Below are 19,755 nucleotides of genomic sequence, written 5' to 3' on the forward strand. Positions count from 1 at the left end.
TTTATTCGTTTAATCGTCAAAATGATAAAATAAACAAACAGTTAAAACGATTAAACAAATAAACATTAAGACTTGAAAACAAGAGTTGCTATAAATGGTTTCGGAAGAATTGGTCGAAATTTATTTCGATTGCTTTTAAATCATCCAGAAATCGAAGTCGTTGCCATAAACGATATTGCCGATACAAAAACCATGTCGCATTTGATAAAATATGACAGTATTCATGGTGTATTGCCTTTTCCGGTAAGCTACAATGATGAAGGAATTATTGTAGATGGCAATTCTTTTTTATTCTTCCACGAAAAAAATATTCCAGACTTAAACTGGAAAGTTCACAACATCGATTTTGTAATAGAAGCTACAGGAAAATATAAAACTTACGAAGAGTTAAACGCTCACATTATTGCCGGTGCAAAAAAAGTAATTCTTTCGGCTCCATCAGAAGTTGAAATCATCAAGACAGTAGTTTTAGGCGTTAATGAATCCATTCTTGACGGTACTGAAACTATTATATCCAATGCAAGCTGTACTACCAATAATGCAGCTCCAATGATCAAAATTATTGATGAATTGTGTGGCATTGAACAAGCATACATTACCACTATCCACTCTTACACTACCGATCAAAGTTTACATGATCAGCCGCATAAGGATTTACGAAGAGCAAGAGGAGCCAGCCAATCTATTGTTCCTACAACTACCGGAGCTGCAAAAGCCCTGACTAAGATTTTCCCTAAACTCGTTGACAAAATTGGAGGTTGCGGTATCCGCGTTCCTGTTCCGGACGGTTCATTAACAGATATTACCTTCAATGTAAAACGAGCCGTAACAATTGAAGAAATCAACAAGGCATTTGAAACAGCTTCAAAAACCAATTTGAAAGGGATTTTGGATTATACGGAAGATCCTATTGTTTCTGTTGATATTATTGGCAATAGAAATTCATGCCTGTTTGATTCCCAACTTACCTCAGTAATTGATAAAATGGTTAAAGTTGTAGGATGGTATGATAATGAAATAGGATATTCATCACGACTTATCGATTTGATCTTGCTTTCAGTAAGGATAAATACTCAAAATTCTGAACATACACCTTACGAAACTGTACTTTAAATTATTAAATCTTTACATATTCTAAAATAGCCGCATCGAAATTTTGTTGCTGATTGACAAACCTGCTTTTTATGGGCAGATAATACAATTCAGCAACCAATTTAGAATCTTTTAAACGAACATAATCCTTTTCGGTCGTAATAATTTTTCTCCCTTGGGCTTTATTCTCAATCGAATCTAAATCGGCTTCAGAAAAATGATGGTGATCCGGAAAAGTCAGGCATTCATCATTTTTATTTTTTAAATAATCGAAAAATGGCGCTGGTTTTGCAATTCCGACCAAAAGTAATTTAGGCTCTGACTTAATTTCGGCAACATCTATTTTTTCATTTTTACCATAAATGGCATTGTCGTAATCTATAAAAGTAAAATACAATTCCTGATCTGTATTTAATTTTAGCTTTCTTCGAATTCTATCCTGCTCTTCATCAGACAAATTCCTGGAACATTTAGTTACAATAACGATATTGGCCCGATTAGCTCCACTCCTGCTTTCACGTAAATTTCCAGTTGGCAGCATAAAATCATCAGCATACAAATCACCGTAAGATGTAAGCAAAATATAAAAACCAGCCTTTACTTTTCGGTGCTGGTAAGCATCATCGAGTAAAATTATACCAGGTTTTTCATTTTGTGAAAGCAATTGAGTGATTCCATTAATTCGATTGGCATCAACAGCCACCTGAATATTTGGAAATTTTTGATAAAACTGAAAAGGTTCATCTCCTAAAATTTCGGCATTTGAAGTTGAATCTGCCAAAACAAAACCTAAGGACTTACGTTTGTAACCACGGCTTAAAGTCGCAATTTTATATTTATCCGATAAGAGTCGAATCAGATATTCAATTTGAGGCGTTTTGCCTGTTCCGCCAACACTTAAATTCCCAACCGCAATAACCGGAATATCAAATGCAGTAGATTTCAGAATTCCTTTATCAAAAAGAAAATTCCGAATTGTAGTAATGAACCCATATAAAATGGCAAATGGAAAAAGTGTTTTTCGAAGTAAGTTCATAAAGTTATTTATCAGAATAATGCCCCATTACTGAAACAACAAAAACGGTTACAATTTCTTCTTCTACCTTATAAATTAATCGGTCTTTTTGATTGATTCGTCTTGACCAGAATCCTGAATATTCAAATTTCAATGGCTCTGGATTTCCAAAACCCTCATAAGGATTTTTACCAAGATCAATTAAAATTTTAGCAATATTATTAATTGAAATTTTATTACCTGATTTTATATGTTTTTCAATATCTTTATTTGCGGTTTTAGTTACTTCAACCCTAAACTTCCCCATATATCATCTGGATTCAGCGTTGTAGTTTCGCCATTTTTAATGTTTTTTTCTGCTTTTTTAATTTTCGCAATAAATTCAGGGCTATATATACTTTTTTCCTTTTTTAATTTTTTCGAATCCGTTTCGACAATCTCTACACCATCATCACCTTTAGTAAATGCTTCAGACAAGAGCGCCATAAAGGCTTTTCCTGTTTTGGTACGCTCATTGATTTTTATGGTTATTGTAGTCATGATTATTGATTTTGAAATACAAATATACGAAAATCGTACTATTAGTATGAATAGTACGAAAATATCATATTAAAAAATCGCCTTTCAAAGAATCATAAATTTTCAAAGTTAATTCGTTAATTTGTATTGAAATAATCAAAAATAAATGATAAAAATTAAAGACATAATCGCAGCGCTCGAAGAAATGGCTCCTTTGGCTTACGCCGAAGATTTTGACAACGTTGGCCTTTTAGTCGGAAATTCTGAAACTGAAAGTACAGGAGTTTTGGTTTGCCACGATGCGTTGGAAAATGTTATTGACGAAGCCATTGCCAAAAACTGCAATTTGGTAGTTTGTTTTCACCCTATCTTATTCTCCGGAATCAAAAAAATCACAGGCAAAAATTATGTTGAACGGGCAATTTTAAAAGCCATCAGGAACGATATTGCAATTTATGCTGTTCACACTGCTTTAGACAATCATTCACAGGGAGTAAATAAAATCTTCTGTGATGCCCTGGGCTTATTAAATACTAAGATTTTAATTCCGAAACAGAATTTCATTCAAAAATTAGTGACTTATACCGTTCCGGATAATTCTGAAAAAGTTCGAAATGCTTTATTTGAAGCCGGTGCCGGAAGAATTGGCAACTATGACAATTGTAGTTTTAACACAGAAGGCTTTTTTACTTTTGAAGGAAATGAAGACAGCAACCCTGTAATTGGAGAAAAAGGTAAATTACACACCGGAACCGAAATAAAAATTGAAGTTATTTTTGAGAAACACTTACAATCTAAAATTTTAAAAGCGCTTTTTGCCAATCATATTTACGAAGAAGTCGCTTATGAAATTTATGATCTTCAAAATTCTCATCAGAATATTGGTTTAGGAATGATTGGGGAACTTCCTTGTGAAATGGATGAAAAAGAATTTCTCACTTTCGTGAAAAATAAAATGGAAGCTGATGGAATCCGCCATTCAGCCTTTACAGGAAAAAAAATAATAAAAGTTGCCGTTTTGGGCGGATCAGGAAGTTTCGCTATCAAAAATGCAATTATGGCCGGAGCAGATGCATTTTTGACTGCCGATTTAAAATACCATCAGTTTTATGAAGCCGAAAACAAGTTACTTTTAGCCGATATTGGTCATTTTGAGAGCGAACGCTATACAAAAAACTATATTGTTGATTATCTTCAGAAAAAAATCCTTAATTTTGCCATCATTTTATCAGAAGAAAATACAAATCCAGTTAAGTACTTATAGAATATGGCGAATACGAAAGAATTAAGTGTTGAGGACAAGTTAAGAGCAATTTACGATTTACAGCTTATTGACTCCAGAATTGACGAAATCAGAAACGTAAGAGGAGAACTTCCATTAGAAGTTGAAGATTTAGAAGATGAAGTTGCAGGTTTAAGCACGCGTTCAGAAAAACTGAAAAGTGAACTTGAAGTGGTTGAGGATCTTATTAAATCTAAGAAAAACGCTATTGATGAACACAAAGAAGTCATCAAAAAATACACAAAACAACAAGAATCAGTTCGTAATAACAGAGAATTTAATTCGTTGACAAAAGAGGTTGAATTTCAGGAATTAGAAATTCAATTGGCTGAAAAGCAAATCAAAGAAATGAAAGCTTCTATCGAACATAAAAAAGAGGTGATTTCTAATTTAAAAGAAAAATTAGAAGCTAAAAGCACGCATCTTAAACATAAAAAATCTGAGTTAGATGCTATTATGGCTGAAACTCAAAAGGAAGAAATCTTCCTGACTGAGAAATCAGCTGAATACTCTGCACAGATTGAAGCGAGATTATTAGCTGCTTATAACAGAATCAGAAGCAGTGTTCGTAATGGTTTAGCTGTAGTATCTATTGAAAGAGGAGCTTCTGCAGGATCTTTCTTTACGATTCCGCCACAAACGCAGGTAGAAATTGCTTCCAGAAAGAAAATTATCACTGATGAGCATTCAGGAAGAATCCTGGTTGACAGTGTACTTGCTGATGAAGAGAAAGAAAAAATGGAACAGTTGTTCTCAAATATCTAAATAAATTGTCCCGATGTTTATCGGGACTTTTTTTTATCATTATTTTTGCCATAGATTAAAAGATTCATAAAGGATTTCATCTCAGAATTTGAGTAATTTAGAATCTTTGATAATCTATTTAATCTATGGCAAAACTTTTTTAGCTGGTTTACCAATCATTCTTTACCTTTAAAAAAATTACGTTTTGGGACTTAAAAAAGGAATTCGTTTTATTACATTAAAATCGGTTGGACAATATATCAACTTCCTCAGTTATGTACGTCCGCAAAAAGCCGTAGCTCTTTCGTATGCGCTTTTCAGTCAACCCCGAATTGGCCGGTTACAGAAAGAGAGTCTTCCTAAAATTCTGAAAAATACAGAAACAGAAACGTTTCATCATAATGAGCATCATTTTCAAACTTATGTATGGAAAGGAAATGATACGAAAATTTTACTCGTGCACGGTTGGGAAAGTAATGCTTCGCGCTGGAAAAAAACCTTGCCTCATCTTCAAAAATCCGGAAGTACCATAATTGCCATTGACGCCCCTGCTCACGGTCAAAGCAGCGGTAAGGAATTTAATGTTCCGCTTTATGCCGAGTTCATCAACAAGGCAGTAGAAAAATATCAGCCCACTATTATCATTGGCCACTCTATTGGCGGTGCAGCCTGCGTTTATCATCAATATTTATTTCCAAATACAAGTATTAGTAAAATGGTAATTCTTGGGGCACCATCAGATTTAAAAACCTTAATTGACAATTATATTGCGATGCTAAGTTTAAACACCAAAATGTTTTCACTTTTAGAAAGCAAATTTGCTAGTCGTTTCAATTTTAAACTCGAAGATTTCTCCGGGCAAAAATTCGCTTCAGAATTTAACATTTCCGGATTGGTAGTACATGACACTTCAGATGATATTGTTTCTTTTGAAGAAGGCAAAAAAATCGTCAGTAATTGGAAAAACAGCCAGTTTATAGAAACCAAAGGTTTGGGGCACGGCATGCACGATGATGAATTGTACCAGAAAGTAATTGATTTTTTGTTTGCTGCAGACAAAGTTTAATCCCATACAGGTTTTCCTGTGAAATTTTGAGAAACCCGGAACTAAAATAGAAGATGATTAAACAACTATTTTAAAATACCTCAACAATTCTTTCTCGCCTTTACCTGTTATAGTAATTGCTCTTGAATTTGTTGTTCTTCTGATCCAATCCTCATCGAGCATCTTATGGAACAGTAATGTTCCTATTGAACCTGCAATATGGTTTCTTCTTTCGCTCCAATCCAGGCAAGGTTTTAAGAACATTCTTTTTTGCTTTTGGGCTTCTTTTAAATCAATTCCAAAATCTGAAAACCATTTTTCTCCTTTGCGGCTTATTTCAAAAGTATTATTCCTTTCGATAAATATTTTTTGTTCCAATAAATTATCAGTTACAGCGACACCAATTTTTCCGGCTAAATGATCGTAACAACTTCTGCAGAATTTTATTGGAGGATAATTTTCTGTTTTACTTTTTGAAGAAACTTCAGGCTTTGGAATAAGATTTATTATGGCTTCAACTGCATACGCAACATCCTTGTTCGAAAACCTGTAATATTTATGACGACCTTGTTTTTCCACACAAAGCAAACTAGCCTCCAGAAGTTTTCCTAAATGCATGCTTATGTTTTGCGGAGAAGTGTTGGCAATAACAGCTAATTCTGTTGCCGTAAAAGCCCTTCCATCTAATAAAGTCCATAAAATTGATGCGCGTGTCGGGTCGCCAATTAACGACGCAGTTTTTATAAATTGATCTTCCATTTGGATTTTATAGTTAAGTACAGAATGAAGTGTTTCTTTGTAAAGTTAAATAACTTTGGCAAAAAATTGATATGTCTGCTTTATTCCTTCAGTCTGACGTTTGCGATCCTTATTCGGTATATAAATCGATGTTAGAAAAAAATCCTGTTTATTGGGATGAAATGAATAAAATATGGGCAATTTATTCTTATGAAGACTGTATTTCAATTCTAAAAAACCCTAACACCCGGATTCCAATTGTAAATCCAGACAACCAGCAAAACCTAAATCAGTACGCTTTAGATATTTTAAATAATCTGACCCGATTGACAAATGGGATTCAGCATACAATAGCAAGAGAAATCGCGATGTTGTTATTAAATATGAAATCTGTTCCTATCAATACACTCATTTCTCAATTAATTCAAAATGATTTAATCGAAAATAAAATTGATTGGGTAAATTCTGTTTCTAAAAAACTGCCGATTCTTATTATTCTAAAAAGTTTTGGTTTTGATGAAGATGATGGTGCTTATATTTTGGAGAAAATCGAATCTTTCGTCAAAATAATGCTTCCGAATAAAACCGAAAGGCAAGTGACCTTAATCAATCAGAATTCAGAAGAAATATATTTCATAGTTGAAAAACATTTATATTCTTTATCATTTTATAAACCTTTATTAGTACAAATTTCGGAAGAACACAATATGCAATTCGATCAAATTATTCCAATTGTTATTAGTAATTTAATTGGTTTTTTTATTCAGGGTTTTGATGCCGGTCGTGGAATCCTGAGTAATTCGTTATTACAAATTCTCCAAAATAAAAATACTTCAGATAAAATTCACATAGAAAAATCAATTATAGAAACTTTGCGGTTTGATCCGCCAATTCATAATACAAGAAGAATTGCTGCTAAAGATTTTATCATCGGCGAAAGCCTCATTAAAAAAAATGATTCGATATTAATTGTACTGGCATCCGCAAATCGTGATCCTGAAAAGTTTCACAATGCTTTGGATTTTGATATTGAAAGAACTAACAATAATGAAAATCTAACTTTCGGAATTGGTGGTCATATGTGTCTGGCGAAACATTTTTCGATTCATTTAGCAACAGAAGCTTTATGGTTTTTATTTGAAGAATATAAAACGATAAAAGTTTTAGAAAACAACATTCAATACGAACCTATGATCAACGCCAGATTACCAAAAAACATCTGGATTTCTATACACTAATTAAAATACATCACTATGATAGCCGTAATTTTTGAAGTTATACCTAATGAAGGAAAAAAAGGAGAATACCTCGATATTGCCACAAGTTTAAAACCGGAATTAGACAATATAGAAGGTTTTATCTCTATAGAAAGATTTCAAAGCTTCAATGATCCCGAAAAAATTTTATCATTGTCTTTTTGGAAAGATGAAGAAAGTATCCGGCAATGGAGAAATCTCGAAAGGCATCGCTATGCACAGGCAAAAGGGCGGAATGAAATTTTTAAAGAGTATCATTTAAGAATTGCTACTGTAGTTCGGGATTATGGTATGTCCGACCGAAAAGAAACCCCAAAAGACAGTACAGGATTCCATGATAAATAGAAGCAATGTAATCTTAAACACTGTGCTCAACGAATTATCTAACAATCTAAGAAGCCTAACAATCTAAGAAGTCTAAATTTTGACTACTTTTGCGGTATGGAAGAGAATTTAAAACGTCTTAATAAATTTATTGGTGAAACAGGTTACTGTTCTCGTCGTGAAGCCGATAAATTGATTGAAGAAGGACGCGTAACAATAAATGGTGTTGTTCCTGAAATGGGAACTAAAGTTTCTCCGAATGATGAAATACGCATAGACGGAAAATTAATTGTAGAGAAACATGAAAAAATGGTGTATCTGGCTTTCAACAAACCTGTTGGAATTGAATGCACTACTAATCTGGAAGTTCGAAACAATATTGTCGATTATATTAATTACCCAAAACGCATTTTCCCGATTGGAAGATTGGATAAAGCCAGTGAAGGATTAATTTTTATGACGAATGACGGTGATATTGTAAATAAGATTTTACGCGCCAGAAACAATCACGAAAAAGAATATACGGTAACGGTTAACAAGCCAATCACTGATCGTTTTATACAACGAATGGGAAATGGTATCCCTATTTTGGACACTGTTACCCGAAAATGTAAAGTAGAGCAAATTAGCAAAAACATTTTTAAAATTATTTTAACGCAAGGATTGAATCGTCAGATTCGTAGAATGTGTGAATATCTGGGTTATGAAGTTACGGCCTTAAAGCGTATCCGGATTATTAATATTTCGCTTGATATTCCAGTTGGCCGTTATCGTGATTTGACTGATGCTGAGATCAAAGAATTAAACGAATTAATCGAACCTTCGAGCAAAACCGAAGAAGCCAGCTTACCCAAAGCAGAAGCCCCCAAACGCAGAACCGAATTTATTTCAGAACATGATCCACGATTTAAGAAAAAAGGTGATTATTGATTCTTATATTAAAACTAAAAAATCCTTCAGGAATCAGAAGGGTTTTTTAGCTCATTTATATTTCTGAGCGTAAAATAATTTACTTTAAAATGCGGAAGTTTTTAACAAAATCTTTGTATTTATCGCTCAATGTAACCTTATGATTTCCTTTTAAAATGACCAAATTATCATTTACGATTATTTCTTTTATTTTACTTGCATTTACAATATAGTTTCGATGTGTCTGAAAAAACTTTACCGGATCCAGAAGCTGAATAATTTTGGTCAATGATATTAAAATGACAAATTTTTCGGCTTCGGTAATAATATTACAATATCGATCTTCCACCTCGATGTAAACAATATCCTGAATTCGTACTTTCTTCAAGGCCTTGTTTTTTTTAATAAAAAGAGAATCATTGCTTATAACCGTGTTTTGGTCTTTACTGTGAAAAACATTTGTTTGTTCATAGAATTTCTCTACGGCCATTTCCAGCGCATATAAAATTTCAAGTTCATTAAAGGGTTTTAATAAAAAACTAAAAGGTCTTGTCAGTTTTGCTCTTTCAAAAATCTGGCGATCTTTAGAACTGGTTAAAAAAACAAATGGTTTTAATCCGTTGGGAACAATATTGATGGTCTCCGCAAAAGTAATTCCGTCTGGTTTTCCATCCAGAAAAACATCAATTACTATAATATCAACATCATTTTGATAGAACAATGTCAGCGCTTCATTATGAGTAGTGGCAACTCCGACAACATTATAATTATTTTCGGTAAACACTTTTATGAGTGCATCACTTTCTGCAGGTGTATCTTCGACAATCAATACATTTATATTATCCATGGTTTTTAAACTTTGGTAAAGCTATAATTATTTTAGTCCCAACATTTTCTTCGCTCTCTATATCAAGTTTGCCGCCGTTTTTATGAATCATGCTTTTACACAACTGCAGCCCTAATCCGGTTCCTATTGCGTCGTCATTTTTTTTTCTGGAAAGCAGAATAGTATCTTTTAATAATTCTTCTCTGGTTGATGCATTCATTCCTAATCCGGTGTCTTCAATAACCAAATAACAAAAATCCTCAGATGACGGTCGTGTATAAATAGAAATCGTTCCATTTTCCTGAGAGAATTTAATAGCATTATCTAACAGGTTTCGGATCACTATTTTAAGCGAATCCAAATCGGCAAATACATAATCTGCTACAGCAACATCGTTTTTAAAATTGATGTTTTTATTTAACATCAAGGGCTTATAATTGTATTCTACATGTTGCACAATACTGGCCAGATGCAATGACTCCTGATAAAAATAGGCTTGCTGGGTTTGCAACAATGCCCAGTTAAGCAAATTGTCCAGTAAATTATAAGCACCGCTGGCAATTGAACTGTTTTTGTGCAGTAAAACATCGAGTTCTGTGTAGTTTTTACTCTCCAAATTGTCTAAAAGTTTACTATTACTCACTTTTAAAGCATTTACAGACGATCGTAAATCATGACTGACGATGGAAAACAATTTATCTTTTGTCGCATTCAATTCATCGAGCTGATTCTTTTGTGCTAAGATTATCCTGTTGTTTTTAATTTTTTGCCTGTAAAAATAAACCCCGGCACCAAACATGATAAGCAATAAAACCGAAGAAATGAGAAACCCATTTCTTTCGGCTATTTTTGCTTTATTCTCGGCAGCCAGAACGTTGACTTCTTTTTGTTTTTGTTTTACTGCAAATTTCTTTTCAAGATCTGCAATTGCCCAGACCTTGTTTTGATCGTTTAAGGAATCTTTCCAGGCTTCGTATTCTTTTCTGTAGACTAATGCCGCTTGATAATTTTTTCTGTTTTCTTCAACAACAGACATATTTATGGCGGCTGTCTGTTTTAACTCTACTGGTTTTACTTTTTTAGAAAGATAATATGCTTTTTCAAAATAGGGAATCGCTTGATTGTCTTTATATTGTTCATAATACAAAGTCGCAATATCCATATAAGATCCAATCAGCAACATGGTATCTTTTTCAGATTCCTGGATTCTTTTACTTTTAAACAAATATTCTTCAGCCTTATCAAATTTATTTAGATGCAAATAACATAATCCAATATTATGAATTACAGTACTCTTTTTATAAATATAAATAATGTTATTAGGTAAATCTTCAATCTCTCGAAAATACTGAAGTGCATTTTTAAACTCCCTCTGACTTAATGCTATTTCACCCAAAGAAAATTTCACTTTATAATAAAATCTAAAATTCTTAGATATTTTATTAAATTCTTTTTTAGCCTGATGCAAAAGTTTTTTATTTGTAAAACTTATTGCTCTAAAATAATGGCAATAGTCACTTAATTCTATAGTTCTGTTTTTACTTAGCTGTTTAGCAGAATATACTAAAGTAGAATCCCAATTATTCTCAAAAAAAAATAATTGGGTCTTCATAAAATTGATTTCCTTATTAAATTTTCTTGTTGCCTTTTCTACTTCAAACTTAAGTAAATCATCACTGGATCTTAGCTGAGAAAAAAGAATAGAAGGATAACATATCAATATCAAAACAACGAAAAAATTATTTTTAATCATTGTATATACTATTTAAAATGGATGAACTCAATAATACTGCTTTAATTTGCTTGTACAGTAGTCACAGTACCTCTTGATGCTACCGGATCTACATCCCAAAGGAAAGTTTGAATGGTTTTTATATCTGAAAGTTTTCCTGGGAAAATATTTTGCTTTGCATGAAAATCAATCTCATAAATAGTAAAGTCTTTTGATATTTTTTCAGGCATATCATAAGCAATAAAAAACTGTAATTGAGCCTTTCCATCTATATCAACATAAGAATTTTGATAGATTGAGCAAACGAAAATTTCATTTTCTAAAGCATTTACATCAACATACACAACTGCTCTTGCTGTAAGAGTATTCTTTTCAGCATTGTAATAAGCCTCAACGTAAGGGGCCAAAATTCCTTCCGACTTTCTTTTAGGAAATGAGACACTTCCTACTGAAGAATAAACTTTATCATCGATAATTTCAATTCCAGGAGGATTAATAGTTTCAACAGGCGATTTTAAGGTAGTTTTTTCCATGGTTTATTTGTTTTTAAAGGTTAAAAATTATTAGTTATTTATGCTTTTAAAATATTCTATTCAAAAACACACAAATATTTTTTTAGCAATCAAATATAACAAAGTATTTCTTAATAACTTTTATTTCAATGTTCATTATCGATAATATCTACTTTTTAACGTTAAAAAAATAGGCTGCTTTCTAGAGACAAATGCATTTATAAAAAAAATCCTACTCTGAAAAGAATAAGATTTGGATTGATCGCTTATTTTTTATTTTTCAAAAACTCATAATACAAAGGTTTAGATAAAAACGTTTTTTCCTGATACATATAAATATTATTTTCTCTGTTTAACTCAGTCTTACTCTCCTGAATTTTATTTTGCAAAAAGTATTCACGGCGGGTTTCATCATTAAAATTCAAATCACTCAAAAAACCTGGTTCTATGCCTTTATTCACTGAAATATTATAATTGGTAATCAGATTTCCCCAATTGACATAACTGCATAATAAAACGGTTCCATAAAAATACCAAACCATTTGATTTACCAGATAGGCATTTGTTTTCTGTCTTACAATTTTCAAGAAAGCGTAAACCAGACCAATAATTGCCAGAATTAAAAAGGCATACACTCCTAAACGTTTATATGTCAAACCGAAAAATGAAACATATTCTGAATTTTTAATAATCGTGCTTACAATCAAAACGCCATTTAAGAAAATCCAGATTTTGGCCAGTCTTTTTAACTGAACAGCTTTTTCATCAAAATTAAATCCGCCTTTGAAGTAAAACAAAATCACACCCACCGCCATTACGATTGAAAAAATAACTGCATTTACCCTTTCGTGCGTATCAGCACTTAAATTTGTTTTTTTGATAGTTTCGAAAAACTGTTCATAATTATACGTGACAATAAAAATTAACAGCAATGCATTTAAAAGAAACAAGGTGATCTCACCGCTTTTTCTTTCAAAATCAATATCAAGAAACGAAAATGAACTTTGATTTTGTGTTTTAGCATCTTCACTAAAATCATTATCCAGTATTTGATTTTTTTCATAACAAACTTCAGGAATCCAATAATTCCAAAAAGTGAATGATATATAAAATCCTAAGCCTGTAATTACGATAAGCTGCCAGATATCAATATCTAAATAATAATCAGTAAACAAGGATGAAAAATGGTCACTTCCGAAAGAATAAACAATAAAAAACAGTCCCAAAAACATAACCGGAATAATAAAGTAGGCTATCAGCTTTTTAGCAAAACCATTGTTTACTTTTCTTTTTGGAAGGTATTGACTAAACATTAATATTCTCCCCAATGAAGCAATTCCGTTTACGATTATTAACGGAAATGCCTGTAACAGTTTCAGCTTAGGCTCCTGAGTTTTAAATTGTAAAAAGATAACTGAGAATACTAACGCTAAAAACGATGCAACATCGCCGTACCAGGCAAAAGCGAGACAAGACAGGACCGATGTAACTACTAAAATTAAATGTGAGCGACTGGTAAACCGATCCTGGAAGAAATAACAAATCGTGGCGGTTAGCACTATTCCGAAAATAGCTAAGTTAACACCTAATTCCTCGTTGTAAAAAAGCAGTGTGAAAATTAAACTGCTGGCTAAAATAAAATGTAGTTTTTTCATTGTTTCAAATTAAAAGTACTTTGTTTTTCAAAGTAATTAGACAAAAAAATTTGGTTATTAAGATTTCATTAATTTTTCAAGGTAGGATAAGTGTTCTTTAAAGGCCGCGCGTCCTTTGTCCGAAACTTTATAGGATGTCCTTGGTTTTTTCCCCACAAACTCTTTCTTTACTTCAATGTATTCCGATTTTTCCAGAGCTGATGAATGGCTGGCTAAATTACCGTCTGTGATGCCTAACAATGTTTTCATCTCAGTAAAATCGACCCATTCATTCACCATCAGAATGGACATAATTCCCAATCTGACACGGCTTTCAAAATCTTTATTTAATTTATCGATAATTCCCATGTAGGCTATTTATATTTTTTGAACATCACTAATCCGTATAAGATATGCAAAATACCAAAGCCAATAATCCAAAAAACCAAACCATAGCCCAGATAAAAAAGAGAAAAACATCCCAAAATTAACTGGCAATACCCTAAATATTTTATATCTGAAAAAGTATATTTTTCAGCATTTATAAGTGCTAATCCGTAAAATAATAACGTAGCTGGCGCAATCAGAACATATATCTGATGGTACAAAAGTGCCAGGCAAAAAATACCACCAACCGCCAATGGAATTGCGAGATTCAATAGCATATTTTTGGTAGCCGATGTCCACACAGGCAAATTATATTTTCTGCTCTTTCTGATGGTAAAAAGGAGACCGAATGTAAACGCAAAAGCTAAGATAACAAGACCTGTGGCAAACAATTCAAAAACGAGATTTGCAGAATACAATTTATGTTCACCATTAAAGTATTCCAGTCCATTTGATTTGAATAATTGATAAACATATAATCCCCCAATTAAGGCAGAGAGTCCTGCAAAAACCCCGGAGAGTCCACTTAGGGATATAAATCTTGAAGAACGCTCCATCATGGAACGGATATGTGCTAAATCTTCCTGGTGCTTCTGATTCATAATTAAAGTACTTTGAGATGCAAAGTTATGTTTTATTTTGAGATGACAAACAAAAAATGAAATTTTTATTCAATAAACCACCAATTAATGCCAACAAGGTTTTGGGAGCCTTGCTGGAACTCATAAAAAACAATAAAGTTCGTTCTACCGAATGAGCTTTATTGTTTTTTATATAATTTCTAAATCTAATCTTTATATCAGAACCATCTTCTTCGTTTAAACAAAAACACCCCAAAAGCGGATAATACAACTGAAATAAACAGAAGAATCCAAATGCCATATTTACTTTCTTCCAAACCATTGGGAACATTCATACCATATAAACTGGCTATCAAAGTAGGGATCATTAAAATAATAGAAATAGAAGTCATTTGCTTCATGATATTATTCATATTATTCGAAATTACCGAAGCATATGCATCCATCATCCCTGTCAGGATATTGCTGTAAATATTAGCCGTATCCTGTGCCTGACTTAATTCGATTTCAACATCTTCTAACAAGTCAAAATCATAATTTGCTTTATGTGCTTTTAAGTTTTTAATTCGATGGAATAAAACATCATTCCCTTTTAATGAGGTAATAAAAAACACCAGACATTTTTCGATTTGAAGCAATGCCTGTAATTCTTCATTTTTGATCGATTTCTCTAAATTATCTTCAGCCAGTTTTATCTTTTGATTGACTTGTTTCAAATACTTTAAATACCAGACACTTGATGACAGGAGCAATCGTAAAACCAAATCAGGGTTGTCTTTGATTTCGATATTTTTACGTTGCGTATACAGCACAAAATCAGCAATGATTTCTGTTTTATAAAAAGTGATGGTAACGCAAATGTCGTCTTTAAAAATTAAACCAAGCGGAACGGTCTGAAAAGGGAGTTTAACATCGTCACTTTTTATAGGAACACGCATTATAATCAATGTCCAGTCCTCTTCGATCTCAATACGAGGTCTTTCGTCGATATCCTCAATGTCGTTGTAAAATGCTTCGGGAATCAGAAGTTCATCCAGCAAATATGCTTTTTCTGCTGCTGTTGGAGATTCAATATTAATCCAGCAGTTTGGAGTCCATTTTGAGATTTCTGTTAATCCGTTGTTGTTTGTGTAAAAGGCTTTCATTTCAAAATTAATGGTTTTATCATAGCATTTTGAAATTTTCAAAAGCTACTTTAATTTAATACTAACGAATAATAATCGTCCATTTGGAGAAGTTTTTTTAAAAGTGTGGCAAAAGTATCTTTTATTTTTTAGAACCAAAACTTTAAATTATTAATTATATATTAAAAACAACAAAGCCTACTCAATTGAATAGGCTTTGTTGTATTGATATTCTATAAAATATTATTTTCTTGCGTTTCTCATTTTGCGTGCTAAAAGCGTATTTTTAAGCAACATTGCAATTGTCATTGGTCCTACTCCACCTGGAACTGGTGTAATGAAAGAAGATTTTTTGCTTACTTCATCAAAATCAACATCACCTGTAATTACATATCCTTTTGGATTTGAAGCGTCCTCCACTCTTGTAATTCCAACATCAATAACCACTACTCCGTCTTTTACCATATCAGCTTTTAAGTAATTTGGAACTCCTAAAGCTGTTATGATGATATCTGCATTTTTTGTAAACTCTTCAATATTCTTTGTTCTGCTGTGTGTTAAGGTAACAGTTGAATCTCCGGGATTTCCTTTACGGCTCATTAAGATGCTCATTGGTCGGCCTACAATGTGACTTCTACCAATAACAACAGTGTGTTTTCCTGCAGTTTCTACTTTATAACGCTCTAACAACTGCATGATTCCGAAAGGTGTTGCAGGAATGAAACTTTCCATTTCCAGAGCCATTCTCCCAAAGTTAGTTGGATGAAAACCATCAACATCCTTATCAGGATCAATTGCCAATAAGATTTTTTGCTCGTCGATATGTTTTGGCAGTGGCAACTGAACGATGAAACCATCAAGATCGTCATCTTCGTTCAGTTCTTTAATTTTAGCCAACAAATCAGCTTCTGTAATATCTTCCGGTAAACTTACTAACGTGGAATCAAAGCCAATTTGCTGGCAAGATTTTACTTTACTTCCTACGTAAGTTAAACTGGCTCCGTTTGTACCAACAATAACAGCTGCCAAATGAGGTACTTTTCCTCCCGCATCTTTTATCAATTGAACTTCGGCTGCAATTTCGTTTTTAATATCTTCTGCTGTTTTTTTACCGTCTAGTAGCTGCATTCTTTTTTAGTTAAATGTTTCAGGTTTCAAGTTTCATGTTGAAACTCATATTTGTTATATTAAAAAAGTTTCAAATTTCAGTCTCAAAACCTGAAATCTGACACCTGAAACTTTTAATTTTTTTATTATCTCGGCATTCCGCCTGGCATTCCTTTCATGCCCCCCATCATTTTCATCAGGTTTTTTCCGCCCGGACCCTGCATCATCTTCATCATTTTGCTCATTTGGTCAAACTGCTTCATTAACTGATTTACCTGCTCGACTTTGGTTCCGGAACCTTTAGCGATTCTGGCCTTCCTTTTTACGTCAATAATGGCAGGTTTGCTTCTTTCGATTGGTGTCATCGAATGGATGATGGCTTCAATGTGTTTGAAAGCATCATCTTCTATTTCTACATCTTTCATGGCTTTTGAAGCCCCCGGTATCATTCCGACCAGGTCTTTCATATTACCCATTTTCTTTACTTGTTGAATCTGTGTTAGGAAATCATCAAAACCAAATTCGTTTTTAGCGATTTTCTTTTGAAGTTTTCTGGCTTCTTCTTCATCAAATTGTTCCTGCGCTCTTTCTACAAGCGACACAACGTCACCCATACCTAAGATACGCTCGGCCATACGATCCGGATAGAAAACATCAATTGCTTCCATCTTCTCGCCTGTACCTACAAATTTGATTGGTTTGTTTACAACCGATTTAATAGAGATTGCAGCTCCACCACGAGTATCACCGTCTAATTTTGTTAAAATAACTCCATCAAAATTCAGGATATCGTTGAACGCTTTTGCCGTATTTACAGCATCCTGACCTGTCATGGCATCAACAACAAACAAAGTTTCCTGAGGCTGAATTGCTTTATGAACACGGGCAATTTCATCCATCATTTCTTTGTCTACTGCCAAACGACCAGCCGTATCGACAATCACTACATTGAAACCGTTTGCTTTTGCGTGTTTGATTGCATTTTGAGCAATTTCAACAGGATTTTTATTTTCCGGTTCTGAGTAAACGGCAACACCTATTTGGTCTCCTACAACATGTAACTGGTTAATCGCCGCAGGACGGTAGATATCACACGCTACTAAAAGAGCTTTTTTATTTTTCTTTGTTTGTAGAAAGTTCGCTAATTTTCCTGAGAAAGTCGTTTTACCAGAACCTTGCAGTCCTGACATTAAAATAACTGAAGGAGTTCCTGAAAGATTAATTCCTGCAACATCACCTCCCATTAATTCTGTCAACTCATCTTTTACCAGCTTCACCAACAATTGTCCTGGCTGAAGCGTTGTAAGTACGTCCTGACCAATTGCTTTTTCTTTTACTTTTGTTGTAAAATCTTTAGCAATTTTAAAGTTAACATCGGCATCAAGTAAGGCACGACGAACTTCTTTTAAGGTATCGGCAACGTTTACTTCTGTAATTTTACCGTGTCCTTTTAATATATGGAACGCTTTATCTAATTTATCACTTAAATTATCAAACATAGTATTGTTTTTTTTGAAGTTGCAAATATAGAACAAAGTTGGAAAGTTTCAAAGATTCAGACTCGCAAAGGTTTAAAGTTTTAAAACGTCTTGTCATTACCTCATCAGAAAATTGTAACCATAAAAAAAGAGGCTGGATAAATCCAACCTCTTCCAAAAAAAAATAAAAAAAACAAAGCTAATGATTAACTAGATTTTACAACAAAGCAATCTGAATATACTTTTATTGAACTATGATTTTACCAGTTTTAACTTCTTTAGTTCCTGAAAGAATTTTATAGAAATAAATTCCTTTTTGATAACTCGCAGGAATATCCCAATTTACAACTTGATTTGGTGTTACTTTTCCTTTAAAAACTGATTTTCCATTTCCTAACTGAATATAAAACGATCTCAATTTTCTTTATCAGTTGAGAAATTTATTGATTCAGATATTGGATTTGGCGAAATAATAACCAATTCCCCTTCAGACTGAACTTTTGAACTTTCTTTATTTAATAAAGATGTAGCATATAAACTTATTTTGTTACTATAGTAAAACTTAACGGATCATACTATCCTTATAATCGAGCGGAAGGATCCGTTTCTAAAATATTAATTGCTCTCCAATATGGAGTCAAATCCAAATCCCTTGTAGTCTCATCAAATATAATAGAGTCTTGCTGGCTACTTAAAAACCACGAATATCTATAATCACCAACTCCACCTGTCGTCTGATTACCAGTTATTTGATATCCATCAATAGAAATTGTATTTAAAATTTGCAACAAAAATATTCTTTTAAAATGTTGTTGTACTATTAGCCTGGTATGCAAAATTAAAAGTATAATATCTTGCTTCAGATGTTGTCGCATCAGGTTCTGCAGGCGCATCCTTATAGTAGCTTAAGATTTCAAATTTTGCGTATTTACCATCGTGTGTTTTTACAACAAAAACTTTTCCAGCTTTTGCAGAAATAATGTGTGTTAAAGAATTATAATCATACCAAGCATCAGTTCCTGAAGTTGGAAATGCATAAATTGAAGCACCATCCTGAGCAAAAGTTGCCGCTGCGGGGAATGTAGTTACACTCTCAAATATACCTGAAACAATACTTACTGCCCCTGACCCGGTTCTTGCTGGTTCGCCTGCATCTTCAGCATTAACTTTTACTCCTCCATTTACAATAATAAACGTTCCACGAAAAGCAATATCCCATTTATCGGTAGTAACAACTTTATTTTCCGAAAAGCTAAATTTTGTAAATTCACCACCAATTGGCTGCCCTTGTCCTCCTGTTTGTGGAGCTGAAAGGTTAGAAACTTTTGTTGTTACAACTACAGGAGGAGTTGTATTGTTGTCATCATCACTACTGCAAGATGCTGTAAAAATAAATAATGCTAAAAGCGAAAGTTTTAAAAAATGTGTTTTCATGGTAAAAGTGTTTAAA

The 19,755-nt window shown here is 33.0% G+C and carries 23 protein-coding genes; 7 read left to right on the forward strand and 16 right to left on the reverse strand.

Annotated elements, in window-relative coordinates; all coding sequences use genetic code 11:
- Nucleotides 1-72: 72 nt before the first annotated feature.
- Nucleotides 73-1,113 (forward strand): type I glyceraldehyde-3-phosphate dehydrogenase, encoded by a 1,041-nt coding sequence (gene gap, locus J2W48_RS03965; RefSeq protein WP_310278409.1) that lies wholly within the window; start codon nucleotides 73-75, stop codon nucleotides 1,111-1,113.
- Nucleotides 1,114-1,117: 4 nt separating this feature from the next.
- Here the strand turns inward: gap and lpxK are convergent, their stop codons facing one another.
- From lpxK to J2W48_RS03980, 3 genes are read right to left on the reverse strand one after another with little or no spacing between them, the layout of a single operon-like run.
- A complete protein-coding gene (gene lpxK, locus J2W48_RS03970) occupies nucleotides 1,118-2,128 on the reverse strand; it encodes a tetraacyldisaccharide 4'-kinase (protein ID WP_310278412.1) in 1,011 nt (336 codons plus the stop codon).
- Nucleotides 2,129-2,132: 4 nt separating this feature from the next.
- Entirely contained in the window at nucleotides 2,133-2,414 is a 282-nt protein-coding gene (locus J2W48_RS03975; RefSeq protein ID WP_310278414.1) for a Txe/YoeB family addiction module toxin, read from the reverse strand.
- A complete protein-coding gene (locus J2W48_RS03980; RefSeq protein ID WP_310278417.1) occupies nucleotides 2,390-2,647 on the reverse strand; it encodes a DUF2683 family protein in 258 nt (85 codons plus the stop codon). The genes J2W48_RS03975 and J2W48_RS03980 overlap by 25 nt, the downstream gene beginning before the upstream one ends.
- A 148-nt stretch (nucleotides 2,648-2,795) precedes the next feature.
- Between J2W48_RS03980 and J2W48_RS03985 the strand changes: the two genes are divergently transcribed.
- The 3 genes from J2W48_RS03985 (at nucleotide 2,796) to J2W48_RS03995 (ending at nucleotide 5,718) form a co-directional block, all read left to right on the forward strand.
- Entirely contained in the window at nucleotides 2,796-3,890 is a 1,095-nt protein-coding gene (locus tag J2W48_RS03985; protein ID WP_310279152.1) for a Nif3-like dinuclear metal center hexameric protein, read from the forward strand.
- Between the two features lie 3 nt (nucleotides 3,891-3,893).
- The gene (locus J2W48_RS03990) at nucleotides 3,894-4,673 is read left to right on the forward strand and encodes a zinc ribbon domain-containing protein (protein ID WP_310278420.1); all 780 of its coding nucleotides are present in this window, start codon (nucleotides 3,894-3,896) and stop codon (nucleotides 4,671-4,673) included.
- A gap of 184 nt (nucleotides 4,674-4,857) precedes the next feature.
- Nucleotides 4,858-5,718, forward strand: a complete 861-nt coding sequence (locus J2W48_RS03995; protein ID WP_310278422.1) for an alpha/beta fold hydrolase — start codon at nucleotides 4,858-4,860, stop codon at nucleotides 5,716-5,718.
- Nucleotides 5,719-5,775: 57 nt separating this feature from the next.
- Here J2W48_RS03995 and J2W48_RS04000 read toward each other — a convergent pair whose 3' ends face one another.
- Nucleotides 5,776-6,456: an ArsR/SmtB family transcription factor gene (locus J2W48_RS04000; RefSeq protein WP_310278425.1), complete on the reverse strand. Its 681-nt coding sequence runs from the start codon at nucleotides 6,454-6,456 to the stop codon at nucleotides 5,776-5,778.
- Nucleotides 6,457-6,527: 71 nt separating this feature from the next.
- Here J2W48_RS04000 and J2W48_RS04005 point away from each other — a divergent pair, with 71 nt between their 5' ends.
- The 3 genes from J2W48_RS04005 to rluF all read left to right on the forward strand — a co-directional run bounded on the left by J2W48_RS04005 (nucleotide 6,528) and on the right by rluF (nucleotide 8,945).
- Nucleotides 6,528-7,673 (forward strand): cytochrome P450, encoded by a 1,146-nt coding sequence (locus J2W48_RS04005; protein WP_310278427.1) that lies wholly within the window; start codon nucleotides 6,528-6,530, stop codon nucleotides 7,671-7,673.
- A gap of 15 nt (nucleotides 7,674-7,688) precedes the next feature.
- Complete coding sequence (locus tag J2W48_RS04010) at nucleotides 7,689-8,036, forward strand: antibiotic biosynthesis monooxygenase family protein (protein ID WP_310278430.1); 348 nt, start codon at nucleotides 7,689-7,691, stop codon at nucleotides 8,034-8,036.
- A gap of 96 nt (nucleotides 8,037-8,132) precedes the next feature.
- Nucleotides 8,133-8,945, forward strand: coding sequence for a 23S rRNA pseudouridine(2604) synthase RluF (gene rluF, locus J2W48_RS04015; RefSeq protein WP_310278433.1), 813 nt, complete (start codon nucleotides 8,133-8,135; stop codon nucleotides 8,943-8,945).
- A gap of 79 nt (nucleotides 8,946-9,024) precedes the next feature.
- On the opposite strand, the gene J2W48_RS04020 is transcribed toward rluF, so the two are convergent.
- The 12 genes from J2W48_RS04020 to J2W48_RS04075 all read right to left on the reverse strand — a co-directional run bounded on the left by J2W48_RS04020 (nucleotide 9,025) and on the right by J2W48_RS04075 (nucleotide 19,739).
- Nucleotides 9,025-9,771 carry a LytR/AlgR family response regulator transcription factor gene (locus tag J2W48_RS04020; protein ID WP_310278435.1) on the reverse strand — a complete coding sequence of 249 codons (747 nt, stop codon included), beginning with the start codon at nucleotides 9,769-9,771 and terminating at the stop codon, nucleotides 9,025-9,027.
- Nucleotides 9,764-11,362 (reverse strand): ATP-binding protein, encoded by a 1,599-nt coding sequence (locus J2W48_RS04025; RefSeq protein ID WP_310278437.1) that lies wholly within the window; start codon nucleotides 11,360-11,362, stop codon nucleotides 9,764-9,766. The genes J2W48_RS04020 and J2W48_RS04025 overlap by 8 nt, the downstream gene beginning before the upstream one ends.
- A gap of 182 nt (nucleotides 11,363-11,544) precedes the next feature.
- Nucleotides 11,545-12,015: a hypothetical protein gene (locus J2W48_RS04030; protein ID WP_310278440.1), complete on the reverse strand. Its 471-nt coding sequence runs from the start codon at nucleotides 12,013-12,015 to the stop codon at nucleotides 11,545-11,547.
- A gap of 245 nt (nucleotides 12,016-12,260) precedes the next feature.
- Complete coding sequence (locus J2W48_RS04035) at nucleotides 12,261-13,649, reverse strand: DUF4153 domain-containing protein (RefSeq protein WP_310278443.1); 1,389 nt, start codon at nucleotides 13,647-13,649, stop codon at nucleotides 12,261-12,263.
- A 57-nt stretch (nucleotides 13,650-13,706) separates the two neighbouring features.
- Nucleotides 13,707-13,997, reverse strand: a complete 291-nt coding sequence (locus J2W48_RS04040) for a winged helix-turn-helix domain-containing protein (RefSeq protein ID WP_310278445.1) — start codon at nucleotides 13,995-13,997, stop codon at nucleotides 13,707-13,709.
- 5 nt (nucleotides 13,998-14,002) lie between these two features.
- Nucleotides 14,003-14,617, reverse strand: coding sequence for a hypothetical protein (locus J2W48_RS04045; protein ID WP_310278447.1), 615 nt, complete (start codon nucleotides 14,615-14,617; stop codon nucleotides 14,003-14,005).
- 197 nt (nucleotides 14,618-14,814) lie between these two features.
- On the reverse strand, nucleotides 14,815-15,741 hold the full coding sequence (locus J2W48_RS04050; protein ID WP_310278450.1) for a magnesium transporter CorA family protein: 927 nt from the start codon (nucleotides 15,739-15,741) through the stop codon (nucleotides 14,815-14,817).
- A 222-nt stretch (nucleotides 15,742-15,963) separates the two neighbouring features.
- Complete coding sequence (locus tag J2W48_RS04055) at nucleotides 15,964-16,848, reverse strand: bifunctional 5,10-methylenetetrahydrofolate dehydrogenase/5,10-methenyltetrahydrofolate cyclohydrolase (protein WP_310278452.1); 885 nt, start codon at nucleotides 16,846-16,848, stop codon at nucleotides 15,964-15,966.
- Nucleotides 16,849-16,973: 125 nt separating this feature from the next.
- Nucleotides 16,974-18,326, reverse strand: coding sequence for a signal recognition particle protein (gene ffh, locus J2W48_RS04060; protein ID WP_310278455.1), 1,353 nt, complete (start codon nucleotides 18,324-18,326; stop codon nucleotides 16,974-16,976).
- A 223-nt stretch (nucleotides 18,327-18,549) separates the two neighbouring features.
- The gene (locus J2W48_RS04065) at nucleotides 18,550-18,723 is read right to left on the reverse strand and encodes a T9SS type A sorting domain-containing protein (RefSeq protein WP_310278458.1); all 174 of its coding nucleotides are present in this window, start codon (nucleotides 18,721-18,723) and stop codon (nucleotides 18,550-18,552) included.
- Between the two features lie 163 nt (nucleotides 18,724-18,886).
- Nucleotides 18,887-19,096, reverse strand: coding sequence for a hypothetical protein (locus J2W48_RS04070; RefSeq protein WP_310278461.1), 210 nt, complete (start codon nucleotides 19,094-19,096; stop codon nucleotides 18,887-18,889).
- A gap of 10 nt (nucleotides 19,097-19,106) precedes the next feature.
- The gene (locus J2W48_RS04075) at nucleotides 19,107-19,739 is read right to left on the reverse strand and encodes an HmuY family protein (RefSeq protein WP_310278463.1); all 633 of its coding nucleotides are present in this window, start codon (nucleotides 19,737-19,739) and stop codon (nucleotides 19,107-19,109) included.
- Between the last annotated feature and the right edge of the window lie 16 nt (nucleotides 19,740-19,755).

Source organism: Flavobacterium piscis, from assembly GCF_031457575.1.
Lineage (GTDB): Bacteria > Bacteroidota > Bacteroidia > Flavobacteriales > Flavobacteriaceae > Flavobacterium > Flavobacterium piscis_A.